General features: G+C 43.4%; 16 protein-coding genes. 11 read left to right on the forward strand and 5 right to left on the reverse strand.

Annotated features, from left to right (window positions below):
- Positions 1-33: 33 nt before the first annotated feature.
- Positions 34-930, reverse strand: a complete 897-nt coding sequence (locus AC6H1S_RS11740; RefSeq protein ID WP_199139111.1) for an AraC family transcriptional regulator — start codon at positions 928-930, stop codon at positions 34-36.
- A 199-nt stretch (positions 931-1129) separates the two neighbouring features.
- Here AC6H1S_RS11740 and AC6H1S_RS11745 point away from each other — a divergent pair, with 199 nt between their 5' ends.
- From AC6H1S_RS11745 to AC6H1S_RS11755, 3 genes are all read left to right on the forward strand, one after another.
- Positions 1130-2620: an alpha-L-fucosidase gene (locus tag AC6H1S_RS11745; RefSeq protein ID WP_497563731.1), complete on the forward strand. Its 1491-nt coding sequence runs from the start codon at positions 1130-1132 to the stop codon at positions 2618-2620.
- A gap of 8 nt (positions 2621-2628) precedes the next feature.
- Positions 2629-2844, forward strand: a complete 216-nt coding sequence (locus tag AC6H1S_RS11750; RefSeq protein WP_199139109.1) for a hypothetical protein — start codon at positions 2629-2631, stop codon at positions 2842-2844.
- 83 nt (positions 2845-2927) lie between these two features.
- The gene (locus tag AC6H1S_RS11755) at positions 2928-3593 is read left to right on the forward strand and encodes a phosphatase PAP2 family protein (RefSeq protein ID WP_497563732.1); all 666 of its coding nucleotides are present in this window, start codon (positions 2928-2930) and stop codon (positions 3591-3593) included.
- A gap of 58 nt (positions 3594-3651) precedes the next feature.
- On the opposite strand, the gene AC6H1S_RS11760 is transcribed toward AC6H1S_RS11755, so the two are convergent.
- A complete protein-coding gene (locus tag AC6H1S_RS11760; protein WP_497563733.1) occupies positions 3652-4164 on the reverse strand; it encodes a hypothetical protein in 513 nt (170 codons plus the stop codon).
- A 498-nt stretch (positions 4165-4662) separates the two neighbouring features.
- Between AC6H1S_RS11760 and AC6H1S_RS11765 the strand changes: the two genes are divergently transcribed.
- From AC6H1S_RS11765 to AC6H1S_RS11775, 3 genes are all read left to right on the forward strand, one after another.
- Positions 4663-6078, forward strand: coding sequence for an exonuclease domain-containing protein (locus AC6H1S_RS11765; protein WP_497563734.1), 1416 nt, complete (start codon positions 4663-4665; stop codon positions 6076-6078).
- A gap of 109 nt (positions 6079-6187) precedes the next feature.
- The gene (locus AC6H1S_RS11770; protein ID WP_199139101.1) at positions 6188-7075 is read left to right on the forward strand and encodes an AraC family transcriptional regulator; all 888 of its coding nucleotides are present in this window, start codon (positions 6188-6190) and stop codon (positions 7073-7075) included.
- On the forward strand, positions 7062-7481 hold the full coding sequence (locus AC6H1S_RS11775) for a DUF983 domain-containing protein (RefSeq protein WP_199139099.1): 420 nt from the start codon (positions 7062-7064) through the stop codon (positions 7479-7481). Before AC6H1S_RS11770 ends, AC6H1S_RS11775 begins: the two co-directional genes overlap by 14 nt.
- A gap of 62 nt (positions 7482-7543) precedes the next feature.
- Here the strand turns inward: AC6H1S_RS11775 and AC6H1S_RS11780 are convergent, their stop codons facing one another.
- Both AC6H1S_RS11780 and AC6H1S_RS11785 read right to left on the reverse strand, forming a co-directional pair.
- Positions 7544-7765 (reverse strand): hypothetical protein, encoded by a 222-nt coding sequence (locus AC6H1S_RS11780; protein WP_199139097.1) that lies wholly within the window; start codon positions 7763-7765, stop codon positions 7544-7546.
- A 119-nt stretch (positions 7766-7884) separates the two neighbouring features.
- Positions 7885-8487: an LURP-one-related/scramblase family protein gene (locus AC6H1S_RS11785; RefSeq protein WP_199139095.1), complete on the reverse strand. Its 603-nt coding sequence runs from the start codon at positions 8485-8487 to the stop codon at positions 7885-7887.
- A gap of 155 nt (positions 8488-8642) precedes the next feature.
- On the opposite strand from AC6H1S_RS11785, the gene AC6H1S_RS11790 reads away from it, so the two are divergent.
- From AC6H1S_RS11790 to AC6H1S_RS11800, 3 genes are all read left to right on the forward strand, one after another.
- The gene (locus AC6H1S_RS11790) at positions 8643-9473 is read left to right on the forward strand and encodes a CvfB family protein (protein WP_497563735.1); all 831 of its coding nucleotides are present in this window, start codon (positions 8643-8645) and stop codon (positions 9471-9473) included.
- Positions 9474-9798: 325 nt separating this feature from the next.
- Positions 9799-10002, forward strand: coding sequence for a cold-shock protein (locus tag AC6H1S_RS11795; protein WP_199139091.1), 204 nt, complete (start codon positions 9799-9801; stop codon positions 10000-10002).
- Between the two features lie 264 nt (positions 10003-10266).
- A complete protein-coding gene (locus AC6H1S_RS11800) occupies positions 10267-11472 on the forward strand; it encodes a sensor histidine kinase (RefSeq protein ID WP_497563736.1) in 1206 nt (401 codons plus the stop codon).
- On the opposite strand, the gene AC6H1S_RS11805 is transcribed toward AC6H1S_RS11800, so the two are convergent.
- Positions 11469-12917, reverse strand: a complete 1449-nt coding sequence (locus AC6H1S_RS11805; protein ID WP_199139088.1) for an ATP-dependent DNA helicase — start codon at positions 12915-12917, stop codon at positions 11469-11471. The two genes, AC6H1S_RS11800 and AC6H1S_RS11805, sit on opposite strands and share 4 nt — an antisense overlap.
- Before the next feature lie 180 nt (positions 12918-13097).
- Here AC6H1S_RS11805 and AC6H1S_RS11810 point away from each other — a divergent pair, with 180 nt between their 5' ends.
- Entirely contained in the window at positions 13098-13922 is an 825-nt protein-coding gene (locus tag AC6H1S_RS11810) for a DUF3822 family protein (protein WP_199139086.1), read from the forward strand.
- Positions 13913-14452, forward strand: coding sequence for an RsmD family RNA methyltransferase (locus tag AC6H1S_RS11815; RefSeq protein ID WP_497563737.1), 540 nt, complete (start codon positions 13913-13915; stop codon positions 14450-14452). Before AC6H1S_RS11810 ends, AC6H1S_RS11815 begins: the two co-directional genes overlap by 10 nt.
- Positions 14453-14510 lie beyond the last annotated feature (58 nt).

Genomic DNA, 14510 nt, shown 5'->3' on the forward strand with positions numbered 1-14510 from the left:
CCTACCTTTGGGCTTTTATTTGTGTACCCAAAATTATTGATAAGCAGCCAATTTATTATCGGCCATTATTTTCTTGTATTCGCGTGGGGTAATGCCCTTGGCCTCCTTAAAAAATCGGTTAAAATTAGATAAGCTGTTAAAACCGCATGCGTAGGCCAGGCTGCTGATCTGTTGTTCACCATCGGCCATCAGCTTGCAAGCATGGCTAATCCGTACTTCGTTCACAAATTCTACGAAGGTTTTTTGCGTGCGACTCTTAAAATAGCGACAAAACGCCTGCTTGTTCATGTTGATCAGCGCCGATACGGTATCCAGCTGGATCTCATCCGAAAAATTGGCAAACACGTATTTGAATACTTTATCCATACGATTGTTGTCCTTAAGCTGGTAATTATTGGTGTAGCCCAAACCCGACAGCAATTCGTACTCTTCGGCATTTGACAAGGTGTCGAGGATTTTAAGCAAAAGGATCATCCGCTCAATGCCTTCCTCCTGGGCTGCCATTTGCAGCAGCAGTGCTTTGAGTTTATCTTTGGTTTGCCCAAAAAATTTCATCCCCCGTTGTGCAATTTGCAAGATAGATTTAAGTTTCTGCATGGAAACCATACCCTCAAAAGCGGCTATTAGCTTATCCGAATCGAAAAACAAGGTTACCGAACGTGCGTGAGACGAAGGCTCTACCGCCTCAAAATACCGTTCGTCGTTATACCAAACATGAGGCAGGTTGGCTCCGATAAACGTAAGTTCGTCGTGTTCAAAAGTGCCTATGCTGTCGCCAATAATCCTCCGCCCGCTACTTTCAACGATATAGCTCATCTGGCATTCGACATGAAAATGGAATGTAGTTGAAAAATACGGACTATCTACAACCTTGGTTTTGTAGACTTCATTTGTTGAACCTTCTAATATTTTGGCAAAAACAGGTCTCATGCACGCCAGCCATTAAATACCATACTCACCAATTCATCATCATCATAAAGAGCCACAATTACCATAAATTACATTTAAAACCACTAAAGTAGCTAATATAAAACCATAAAACGCAAATTTATTTCTAGTATTTCAACATTTATGCGACTAACTTTAAAAATTACCAAACTTATTGCCCTAGCAAATTAATACCTTCCCTATGAAAAAAATCTTCCTGCTTTTCTTGCTCTTGCTTGGTTTGAGTTATGGCAAGGCGCAGCAACAACTTCCCGACACAAAGCCCAACCTGGCGCAAAAAGCAATGATCAAGCGCGGCTATGGCATGTTTATCCATTTCGGCATCAACACCTTTAACGAAACCGAATGGTCTGACGGTACCTTGCCCGTTTCGAGCTACAACCCCAGTAAGCTTGATCCCGAACAGTGGGTGCGCACAGCCAAAGAAGCCGGGTTTAGGTATGTACTGCTCATTACCAAGCACCACGATGGCTTTTGTTTGTGGAACAGCAAATACACCGATTACGATGTAGCTTCATCACCGGTAAAAACCGATGTGGTTAAAGCAGTGGCCGATGCCTGCAAGAAGTATGGCATACAGTTCGCCATTTATTATTCGCTATGGGACAGGCACGAACCAAGCTACAAAGACAAAAACCCTCAAAAATATATAGACTACATGCTGAACCAGTTAACCGAACTGTTTAGCAATTATGGCAATATTTGCGAACTATGGCTTGATGGCGGCTGGGATAGGAAACCTAACGATTGGGGCATCGATCAGCTTTACAGGCTGGTTAAAAAGTATAATCCCGCTTGTGCGGTGAGCGTAAACCATACCATAGAGAGCACAGCTGGCCGAAGAAACTTTACCTTGCCCTCGAACATGACCGAAGACAACAAATACTTTTTTCAGTATTTCCCTTCCGATTTCAGGCTCTGGGACCCTAAGCTCATTACCAAATTCGACAAAAAACAGTACCTGCATAATGGTCAGTCTTATTACCTGCCTTTTGAACATACGCTGTGTTTGAGCAAGCGCTGGAATTGGTTCCAAAAATCGGCGCAATTGCCTACCAGGGACCTTGACGAACTGGAAGAGCTTTTTTATTGGTGTACCGACAACGATAACAGCCTTGTAATCAACGTACCGCCCGACCAAACTGGCCGCATTAGGGCCTACGAAGCCGATGCAGTGATCGGCCTGGGCAAAAGACTGGGTCTTTCGGCGAATAAACCCCTGCCTAAAAACGGCCAGTTTATTTCTTTTAATCGTCCGGCAACCGCTACCAGTACCGGCGAAGAAAAGGGCAGGCATTTTCCAGCCAGTGCCATTAATGATGGCAAACTAGACAGCAAATGGCTTTCGAAAGATACTTTGGCCAGCGTAGAAATGGAACTCGACCCAAGCCAGGCCTTCAATAAAATCAGTATTTTCGAATATCAGGATACCAAGGAATTGGCAGACGGCTTTTCGCAAATCAGGGTACCCCGCATCCAGCAGTACAGCGTAGACATCTTGCAAGATGGGCAGTGGCAAACCATTTACCTCGGCGACGAGCCTATGGGCGATTGTAAAGTAATCCGTTTAGCCAAGCATTATAAGGCCGCCAAGCTTCGTTTCAAAGTGCTAAAAGCTACAGCGCCACCGGGCATCAACGAAATAACGGTAATTTACCGAGCCAGCAAATAAGCTCATCTATGAACTTTAAAAAAATATTGACCCTGGCCTTTTTGGTTAACTGTTCTTTGGGCTTACAGGCCCAAGAAACGCCCCTGCCTTATACCGAATCCATAACAAAGCAGCACCAGACCGATTGGCTGATTGCACCAAGCACCCAAAAAGCCGGCGTTTATTATACGGCTAACAAACAGGGAATTATCCTGTACAACGGTTATGTGAGGACGATTGAATAAAAACCAAGATCAAAACAGCGGCTTAAGTTTTTGGTTGGATGGCTTCGGCATAAATGATTAGCTTTGACTAAACACCAGTTCTGATGCAGTATAAACGAAACCTACTCTTAACCGTGCTTTTTGTGCTGATTGCCTGTTTTGTTGGGCTCAGTATTTTTGTGGCCCACCATCCGATTCCAAAATTTGATCTCGGAATTTCGCTGGCCGTGCAAAAATACCATTCCGATACCTTGGACAAAATCATGCTGGCCATTAGTTTCTTTGGCGAACTGCCCTATTCCCTGTTATCGGTAATTATAGTGGCGCTGATTTTTTATTATTACCGATACAAGCGGGAAGCCTTTTTTATTGCCCAGATCCTTTTTTCGGGATTGCTTATTCTAGTGGTCAAAAACTACGTAGATCGCCCCAGGCCAACCGAGTTCTATGTGCGTTTGGTAGAAATAAACCGGTTTCAGAGCTTTCCGAGCGGACATGTGCTTTCTTATGTGCTCTTTTTTGGCTTCCTCATTATTCTGATGCGCCATTTAAAAAACATTCCCCAAGCCACACGTCGCGTGGTTACGGTTATTTCGGCTTTTTTGGTGGTGATGATTGCCCCCTCTAGGATTTATTTGGGCGCCCACTGGTTTACCGATACTTTGGGAGGCTTTATTTTAGGGCTGATCTGCCTGTTTCCGCTTTGCTGGCTGTACTTTAAAAAAAGAAACGGGGATAAAGCTAAGCCTCATCCCCGTCATCTAAATTAACGCTCTCGAATATATAGACGTTCGTTTAAAAACTTTATTGTACAACGGCTGATTTTTTTTATTTGATGGACAACGAATTCCAAAACTTAAGCTTTTCAGCCTCATGGCTGGTGCCGTTCTTTTCCAGAAACCAAAGCCCATACATTTTGGCACCTACAAAAACATTCATTAATTGCGACTTGTTCAGGTCTTCTTTCTCGCCGCGCATATCCATTTTAAGGTAATAGGCAGGCTTGCCTTTAAAGGTGCAGATGGAGTCCTTAAGCGCAACCGCATTGCCGGCCCCCAACACAAATCCATTCTTCAGATCTGTATAAGTCTTTGCCTTTTTGAGCAATTCGGCCATTTTTTTTGCATCGACACCCTGTTTTTCGAAATCGGTTATGACAACAAACATTTTGACTGTCGAATCGAGCTCGGCTATCCAAATTTCCTTGCCCTCGATTATTTTCTTTTCGGGTTTTTTGGGAAAGGCTACCGACACATTTGGGCTTATTTTTACTTGCTCCCAGGCAAAAGAGAACAATAAAAACGGTATAAAAAATAAAAAGGCGATGGATTTCTGTGGCATACTTTGATGATGAACAGTAAAGATAAACATTGATGATGGACAACAAAATACCTAATAATGTGTATTTTATGCCTAAAAAGAAACGGGGACAAGACTAGAAGTCCCATCCCCGTTATCTAAATTAACGCTCTCGCAACAAATAGACGGTTATTTTTTCTAATTATCGCAAAAAATAAAATCTTTTTTTTACTCCGAATAGCTCTAAAAAAGAGACGGAGATAGAAGGCCTAAGCCCTATCCCCGTCATCTAAATTAACGCTCTCCATACAAAGACGCTCGAAGAAGCATTTTAGTATGTTCGGATTGAATTTTTTATTGCGCCTTGGCCATAATCGCTGGCAAGAACCAAACAGCATGCTGAATCCAATGCACTGTCTGGTGGCATTCGTTGCCATTGGCATCTGCCTCCGGCCTACTGAACGTTTTGGACAAAGGCCATTTCGAAAAACTTTGTTTACTAATTTTTTTAGCATATATTTGTTTCAACACAAATCAGAAATGTTATACGCAGTTGTCGATATTGAAACCACCGGAGGCTATGCTGCCGCACACGGCATTACAGAAATTGCCATCTATATTCATAATGGCGAAGAGGTGGTAGACAGTTTTGAAACGCTCATCAATCCGCATCAGCCCATCCCGATGCACATCCAAGCCCTAACCGGCATTAACAACGACATGGTAGCCGATGCACCCGATTTCAGGGAAGTGGCCGATCATATTTACGAATTGCTGCACGACAAGATTTTTGTGGCGCACAACGTCAATTTTGATTACTCTTTTGTGCGTCATCACCTCGAAGCCTGTGGCCATCAACTACTGGTAAAAAAACTTTGCACCGTTAGGCTAAGTCGCAAGGTTTTTCCAGGCTTGGCTTCTTATAGCTTGGGCAAGCTGTGCAAAACCCTGAATATTGCCATCAACAACCGCCACCGGGCAGCCGGCGACGCCGAAGCTACGGCTACTTTGCTGGGCCTGATTGTAAGCGAAGACCACGCTGGCGTAATTGCCGATACTTTGAAAAAAGGTTCTCGCGAACAGGTTTTGCCCCCTAATTTGTTGCGCGAAGCCATAGATAAGCTGCCCAACACCCCTGGCGTTTACTATTTTAAAGACGAAAAAGGCAAAGTAGTTTATGTAGGCAAGGCCAAACAGCTCAAAAAACGCGTCTGTACGCATTTTACGGGCCATAGCATCAGCCAGCAACGGCAAAATTTTCTGAAAAGCATTTTCCATATCGACTTTGTAAGCTGTGGTACCGAGCTCATGGCCTTTATTTTAGAGGCTAGTGAAATCAAAAAACTATGGCCGCCCAACAACCGCGCCATGAAGCGCTTCGAGCAAAAGTATTCGCTTTATCATTTCGAAGACCAAAATGGCTATATCCGTCTGGGCATAGATAAGCATCGCAAAGACAGCCATGCACTGTATAGCTTCAACTATCTTCTTGAAGGACACGAACTCTTGAGAAAACTGGTTGAGCAACATTCGCTCTGCGAAAAACTCTGTTTTATCCAAACCCTTAAGCACGCCTGCACGCATCACGCCAACGGACAATGCAATGGTGCCTGTGTTGGCGAGGAAGCCCCCGAAGATTATAATTACCGCGTAAACCAAGCCATTAAACAGCTACAAGATCTTTTGCCATCGTTTATATTGGTTGACCAAGGTCGTACCGATGATGAGCAGAGTTGCATTTGGGTAGAAAAAGGTAAATTTTACGGAATGGGCTATATTTCGAACCATGTCGATGTAAACGATTTAGAAAGCCTTAAATCTGCCATGGAGCCCTATCCATCCAACGATTATATTATGAACCTGATCCTCTCGTACCAAAGTCGGTTTCCGGCAAAGGCTATACCGCTAACCATTATCCAACAAAATAGCGAAGCCATAGATTTTACCTTTACCTAGCCATTTTTTAGCAATATGGAGATATAAAAACATATACAAAAAGTAAAAAGTACCATTTTTAGTAGAGATAACACCTTTGCTGGCGTTTACGAAACCGGTATCTTTGTATATGAAAAATGATATTCCTGTTTATGATATCCAAAACTTCAAGGCCTACAAGAATGATGGCATTCTGGTCAGCCGTTTTGGCCATTATGCTCAGCAACATCAGCACCTGCATTCGGCGCACCGCCACTCTTTTTTCCACCTTGTTTTTTTTACGCAAGGCAGCGGCAGCCAACAGATCGACTTTAAACGCTTTGGCGTAAAACCTGGTCTGATTTATTTTATGGTGCCAGGACAGGTACACAGCTGGGATTTTGAAACCGCGCCTGATGGCTATATCATCAATTTTTCTAGCGATTATTTGAGCAGCTTTTTGCTGCAGCCCAACTACCTCGAAAACTTCAGCTTTTTTAACGGTCAGCCCGACTCTCAGGTTATTTTGCTGCCGGCTGAAACGCAGGCCAAACTGGTAGCCATTTTTGAGGATATTTTAAAAGAAGGCCAAAACGAAAAGCCCATTAACGACGATTTGGTGAAGACTTTGTTGCTTCGGATGTTTATAGAAGTGGCCAGAAGCACCAACATTATGCATACCGCACCAGGCAGTTCGTACAACCACACGCTCTTGAAAAATTTTCAGCGCCTTATCGATCAGAATTATGCCCAATTAAGGCTACCCAAACAGTACGCAAGCCTGCTTTACATCACGCCCAACCACTTAAATGCGCTTTGCAACGATTTTTTGGGCCAATCGGCAGGTACGTTGATCAGAGAACGTGTTATTTTGGAAGCGAAGCGTCTGCTCATCAACCTCGATTTGATGGTAGCCGAAATAGCAACCAGGCTCAATTTTGCCGATCAATCTTATTTCATCAAGTTTTTTAAAAAATATGAAGGCATTACGCCCGAAAAATTCAGAAAATTAAATACAACACCACATGGAACAAAATAAAGACACCAAAGGACTATACATCTCTCAATGGCATGGCTTTGCCAATGCAAAATGCCCGCGTTGCAGGGTTGGCAAAGTATTTACGGGTGCTACCTACGGCTTTAGGGCCCAAAAAATGAACGAATTCTGTCCGCATTGCCAATTGAAGTTTGAGCGCGAACCTGGATATTTCTATGTATCGATGTTTGTGAGCTACGCCATGAATGTGGCCGAAATGGTAACGATCAGCGTTGCGGCCTATATTTTAGGGCTTAAACTGGAATATGAAAACCTCTGGTATTTTGTAGCCCTGCTTTTCGGCTCTACCTTGGTATTTTCGCCACTAAACTATCGTTATTCTAGAATGATTTTGTTGTATTGGTTATCGCCAGGGCTGCATTATGAGCCAGAGCGAAGCGCCAAATAAAGACCTGCAAAGTTTAGAAACAGGACTTGCGAAGCTCGAAAAGCCTCGCAAGTCTCCTTAACTTAGAGAATGGCGTATCTGTAGCTCACCCACTCATCCCAAACCGTTTTGGTTTGAGGAGCATTTTCCTGCTCTTTCTGGCTTTGCTCTTCAGCCTTATCCTTACGTTTTTCTACATATTTTTCTACTACCGGAGTAGCGTGAGCGCTTTGGGGTTCTTGCGCAACTTTACTCGACAAATCTGTTGTTGCTTTTGCTGGCTTTTCTGTTGTTTTTGTATGCATGGCTCAGTTATTTGTAAAAACTATCATGACAACAACTGTTTTTTCGATAATGTTTGGCCAAAATCGTCAAAATAACGCTGCAAAAGCTATTTTTGCTCGAAGAATCAGAACCCTGCTGCCTATTTGCTCTCTTTCAGCACCATGTCAATGGTAATGGCCGTGGCCACAATAGCTACCTTTTGTTTGTTTTCTGCATAATTGGGGTCGATAGACACGTTGTATTTATCGGCCGTGGTAAAGATTTCCTTTAATGCACCCGCCCATTTTTTGCTGATTTTGCCCATTTCGATTCCCTTGGCATCTTTGATGACAAAGTTCCAGGCTTTCCAGTCGCCGGTTATCTGCGCAATGTTTTCGCCTGTGGCTGCATCATTAATGGTAAAAGTAGGTTTAAAGAACTTGAATTTTTGTTTGATGAGGCCAATCTCTATTCCTGCCGGGTCGGCAACCGTAATTTTCGACATCCAAAATGTCCATCCCCTGCTAATGGTGGCCTGCAACTGATCGTTTACATCGGTTATTTCCAGGTGGAAAGGCATCATGCCTTTATTGATGAGCAAAGTGAGGAACTTGTGCCAGCCGCTCATGCGCTGCTTGATGATCCCGATTTGTGCGCCCTGCTCGTTGTATACCTTGTATTCGTTCGTAAACTTCAAAAAGTTGACCTTCTCATCGATAAAATATTCATCGCCAAGGAAAAAAGTAGGAATAGAATTATTCATTAATTGATTTTTAAGTTTTCAGTTATGCACCTAAAATAATTATTTTTTCTATCCTGCAAATTAACGTGCCAATAATTTTAAAGCGGCATAGCGGTTAAATATCCTTAACTTTGCCACAACAGCTATTGAAGAAAATGGCTTAACTAATTTTAAACATGGAAATAGGAAGATACAATACCTTAAGGATAGTGGGCAAGAATGCAGCTGGCCTAAGCCTATCAGACGGCAACAGCGAAGTTTTGCTGCCCTTTGGCGAAGTACCCAAAAACGTGCAGGTGGGCGATAACCTCGAAGTATTCGTTTACGCCAGCAAAACAGGCGATTTGATGGCCACAACCCAGGATGCCTTTGCAGAAGTAGGCGATTTTGCTTACCTCGTTGCGGTTGATTCGGGCGAGAACGGCGCTTTTTTGGACTTGGGCATCGGCAAAGACGTGTATGTACCTGTGCGTGAGCAAAAGAGGCCTATGCACAAAGGCGAGGGCTATGTAGTGTACCTGCACCTTGACGATGATAGGCGCCTCATGGCCTCGTCGAGGCTCGACAGGTTTATTGAGGAAGAAGAATTTGATTTTGAAGAAGGCGACGAAGTGAGCCTGCTCATCAGCGAAAAAACCGATTTGGGCTATAATGCCATCATCAACAACAGGTACATCGGCCTTTTATACCACAACGAGCTTTTTGCCCATTTACTGCCCGGCGACCAGCGGAAGGGATGGATCAAGAAAATCCGTATCGGCAATAAAATAGATTTAAGCCTGCAACCGATGGGCTATGGTCACATTTTAGAAACTAAGGACGTTATCCTCAAAGCTTTGAGGGAAGCAGGCGGCAAACTCCCGTTGGGCGACAAAAGCTCTCCAGAAGATATTTACGAACGTTTCCAAATCAGCAAGAGCGCCTTCAAAAAAGCCATCGGCGGCCTTTACAAGGAACGTACCATCAGCATTGGCGATGAGGAGATTAGGTTAATTTTGCCTGATTAAACAAAATAGCTATAAATATTTTGGTGTTTTGGAAACCTTTTCCCCAAATCAAACGTATAAGTAATAAGAGTAGAATCTACTTGAGGGAGTTTTTTTGTGAGGTGCAGTCTTATGGCTGCACCTTTTTATTTAAAAAAACTGTTGCACAGCTATTTATATTATCAGAGCACCATATCCGAAAAAAGCCAGGCCAAGCTTTTCCAAATGATTTTAAAAAACGGTTTTCTGCTAGGCTTTATATAGTTTAAATGTAATTGTGTTATTTTTTTTTAGGCTTTTATATCGAAATCGTTATCTTCACTATTCAATTTAATAAAAACAAATTATGACAGGTACAGTAAAATGGTTTAACGATGCAAAAGGCTTTGGTTTTATCACACCAGAGGAAGGCGGTAAAGATATTTTTTGCCACCATTCTGCCATTCAATCTTCAGGACTAAGATCTTTAAAAGAAGGCCAACAAGTTGAATTTGAAGTTAAAGACGGCAAAAAAGGCCCTGAAGCAAGCAACGTTAGAGTAACAGGATAAGTAATAAAGACTTTTTATTTATTTATTTGATGCGAAAAAAATGTCACCAAAGTTGGTGACATTTTTTTTTAGCACTTTTCAGAATGCCTTTTTGTAACGTTTTAGAACATTTACATCCGGGCAATATCCATTTTTTGTACTTTTGGATTCCCTAACTGTTGTCATTTGCTAACCTTTTTTACGTATAAGACACCACAAAGATTCGCTGCTGCATTTAAGCAATTCTATAGTTTGGCCAATTTGAGGCAAATTAAGGTACTGAGCATGATCATTTTCATCATTGCTTTTTGTTCGAGGATAACCAGCCTTGTTTTTTATGCCGACATGATCAAGATAGAGAATTATGCCGAACACTCTTTGGGCAACTGGATACAGCTATCGGGTGCATTTGTCTTTTACCTGCTCAGTACCATCGCCCTCCAATCGGCCAAATGGACCATTGTGCACCGGCGATTGCTTACCATCTGCTTCATTATTTTTGTGTTGCTGATCTCTTTTGGAGTAAGCTATACCGTTTCGTTACACAACACCAAAAACACGCTGACCATGTTTTTGATTGGCATTGTAAGCGTAAGCCTGTTTTTTGCCATCGAATACCGCGAAATTTTAGCCATTGCCATTTTAGTGGTAATCGTGTTTATCCTAAGCATGGTATTGCCCAAAATTACTTCTCAGGAAAAAATCATGAACGTGATTGCGGCTTTTATTTTAGGTTTTATCTTGATGGGCTTTTCAAGATACAGCTACTATTTCAAGTCGATGCACTTTGTAAGGCTAAGGCAATTGGAAGAAAAAAACCTGGAAATACAACATCTGAATACCCAAAAGAGCGAAATTTTGGCTTTTGTGGCACACGACCTCAGAAATCCGTTAAACAACATCGAAACATTGAGCAAGCTGTTGCTGGCCGAAGACAAACAGCACAATGAAGCCAAGATGATTTCGACCGCAGCCCATCAGGCCAAAGAAATCATTAACGACCTGATTGAAGCGGCCAAATTAGACCAAACCACCATGCACACCGAGCGCCTGGCCGTTGTGCCTTTTGTACGGTCTATCTTAGAAAAATGGAGAGCCAATCAGCAAAGAATCCTCAACTTTGCGGGAGCCAACGAAACTGCTTTTGCCCATATCAACCGTTCTAAAATGGAGCGGGCGATAGACAACCTGATCAGCAACGGACTCAAATTTTCAGACCCTGAGCAACCGCTTGACATCGAGCTCAGCATACATAAGCAAAGCGTATGCATTGCCATTATTGATTATGGAATAGGCATTCCGAAAAAACTGCAGCACCATATTTTCGATCAGTTTTCTAAGGCTGGGCGTACCGGCCTAAAGGGCGAAAAATCGGTGGGTTTGGGCCTCCACATCTCTCAGCGCATCATTGCTCAGCACGAGGGCAAGTTGCTCATGAAAAGCGAAGAAAACAAAGGCACCACCTTTAGGATCCTGCTGCCACTGGCCTAATCTGTGTCTTGCTGCGTGGCAAAAAGTTTGGGGGAGAAATTAACCAGAAACAGCTCTTTTTTTGCCCTGGTTACGGCGGTATACAGCCAGCGCAAAAAATCCATGTCTACCATATCGTCAGTTAAATAGCCTTGGTCAACAAAAACGGCATCCCATTGGCCACCTTGCGCCTTATGGCAGGTTACAGCATAGGCAAACTTGATCTGTAAGGCATTGTAGTAAGGATCTTGCTTAATGGCTTCCATTTTTTCTTTTCTGTTGCTGATGTGCTCATAATCGAGCATCAGTCCTTCAAAAAGCTGCTTGCTTTGCGAATAAGGCAAATTAGGCGTTTCGGCTTGCAGGGTATCTAGGATAACCTTGCAACTGACGCTGCCCACCTCCTGAAAATCCAAAAACTCCAGCTGTACTTCTGCAAACCTCAAGCCGTAGCGCTCCTCCTCCCTACGCACCCTGATGACTTTGGCCATATCGCCATTGGCAATAAAAGCCGTTTCCTGGTTATCAGGCAACCAAAAATAATTATTGCGTACCACCATCAGCTGATCGCCACCGCTCAACTCTTCGTCGCGGTAAAGCAAGCGGCTCCTGATCTGGTTGTTGTATACGTTGGCCGATTTATTGGAACGGCAAACCACCAAGGTATTTTCCAGACCGAATTTGCTATAGGCATATTCCAGGCCCTCCACCATTTTTATGCCCGTCATGCTAAAAATGTCCTTGTAATTTTTGGTAATGAACTTAGGCAAAACCTTTGGTGCTTCGCTATATTTGTTGATCAGCTTGCGCAACATGGTGGCATTGGCCAAAATACCAGATTTTTTCTCTTGCCGCACCACTTCTTTCAACTCTACGGCAACCACGTGAAGGTGAAAATTGTCGCTCAGGTATTTTTCGTTCAGTGCCGGGCTATCGATGCTGCCTACAGGGGGCAACTGGGCCGTATCGCCAACAAACAGCAGCGAGCAGTTTTTGTCTTTCCCATCGGCACCAGGTTGATAAACAAACTCGATCAAATCCCTCAAAAACGAAGATCCGTTTTGTTGGTTCCATTCGTCGGCAATCATTGAGGCCTCATCTACAATAAACAAAGTGTTTTTGGCCAGGTTGGGCGCCAGCTGAAAAGCCATTTCGGTGCTGACGGCGCTTTTTTTACGATAGATTTTTTTATGGATGGTCAACGCCTTTTTTTGGGTATACGAGCTGATTACCTTGGCTGCCCTGCCCGTAGGCGCCAACAGCACCACATTTAACCTGAACTGGGGCAAGGCTTTGACCAAAGCCGCCACCGAAGTGGTTTTTCCCGTACCGGCATAACCACGCAGCACGAAGCATTTCTCGGTACGCCGATCGTCCAAAAAAGCACTGGCCTTGGTGCAAAACACCAATTGTTCGTCGGTTGGCTCGAAAGGATATGACTGGGCGATGAAATGGGCTTTATCCATTTAGCAAAGATGCAACCGTATTGGCAGAAACCGGTTAAATTTATCTAATAATTTATTTGAACATTATCGTTTATCTGCAGACAAGGTTTTAGGCAGGCGCTGGATCAAAATAAGCCGCCCCCCTTTTCGCCAAAAATTTAAACCGCATCATATAGAAAAAAGAATTATTTTTGCCTGTACATGAACAGCAGCAACAGCATTTTATTAATCGATCCCAATTTTGATCCCGCTAAGGTATCGGCCTGTAATTTATTGATCAAAGTAGGCCAGGATAGTTTTTCTTATGCCATCGTTAATAAGGAAACCCAACAAGTAAATGCTGTTTTTGACGAACAGGAATGCGAAAATGGGCTCCAAAAACTGAGCGACCGTTTAAAAACCGACCATTACCTGACCTTGCCCTATCAAAAGGTAAAAGTGGCTGTACATACCCCCAATGTCATTGCGGTTCCGAACGAGCTGTATAGCGAACAGCTTTTGGCCAACCATACGCCTTATTTTATCGGTTCGCATACCGGCAGCCTCTACCAGCAGGCCCATAGCCATTTTGGATTTACCACCGTTTTTGCCCTCTCCAAAACCGCCGAAGATACCCTGAACAGCTTTAACCTGAGCCAATTATTTACCCTGGATGCTGGGCTGCTGGCTTTAGCCCAAAATATTGGAGAAACCGGCTTACTGATTGATTTTACGGCCAGCTCTTTTCAGGTGCTTTACCTCAAAAACAAACAGGTAGTTTTTCAGCAAAACTATGAAATCGACAATCTCGACGAGTTCAACTATTATCTCTTGCTCATCATCAACCAGCTTGGCATTGAACCAAAAGAAACACCGCTGTTTTTGAGTGGCATTGTGCATGAAGGCGATGAACGCTACAATTGCCTGGCTAAATATTTTGCACAGCTTCAATTTGTTAACGGACAACCTGAACTGGATCAAAGCATCCTTGACGACATGCCGAGCCATTACTATAGCAATTTACTAGCGCTAGATCAATGCGAATAATAGGCGGAAAATTAAAGGGCATACAGCTGAACGCACCTGCCAAACTCCCGGTAAGGCCAACCAAAGACATGGCCAAAGAAGCGCTGTTCAACATCCTGCACAACACTTACGATTTTGAAGAATGCGCTGTACTCGACCTTTTTAGCGGTACAGGTAGCGTAAGCATCGAATTTGCCTCACGTGGCATTAAGGAAGTGAGAACCGTTGACAAGCACCCGGGTTGCGTAGCTTGGATCAAGTCGGTTGCCGAAAAATACAACCTTAGCGAAATTGATGCACAAAAAGCCGATGCCTTCAAATACCTGGCGCAAGAGCACAACCGCTATGACATTATTTTTGCCGATCCGCCCTACGATTTGCCCAATATTCCGCTGTTGCCACAACTGGTAGCTCAAAACCAATTGCTCAAAACCAACGGCGTGTTTATTGTTGAGCATCCGCCGCTGCTTAAATTGGAACAGCAGCCCGGCTATTCGCACACCAGAAAATACGGCAATTCTTCCTTCAGTTTTTTCGACCCTGTTATTTGACCGCTGTAATTTCTACACAGCCAAATCTTTCCCATTCGTTAACAATTGATATATTTGA

The sequence above is a fragment of the Pedobacter sp. TM02 genome, assembly GCF_059705275.1.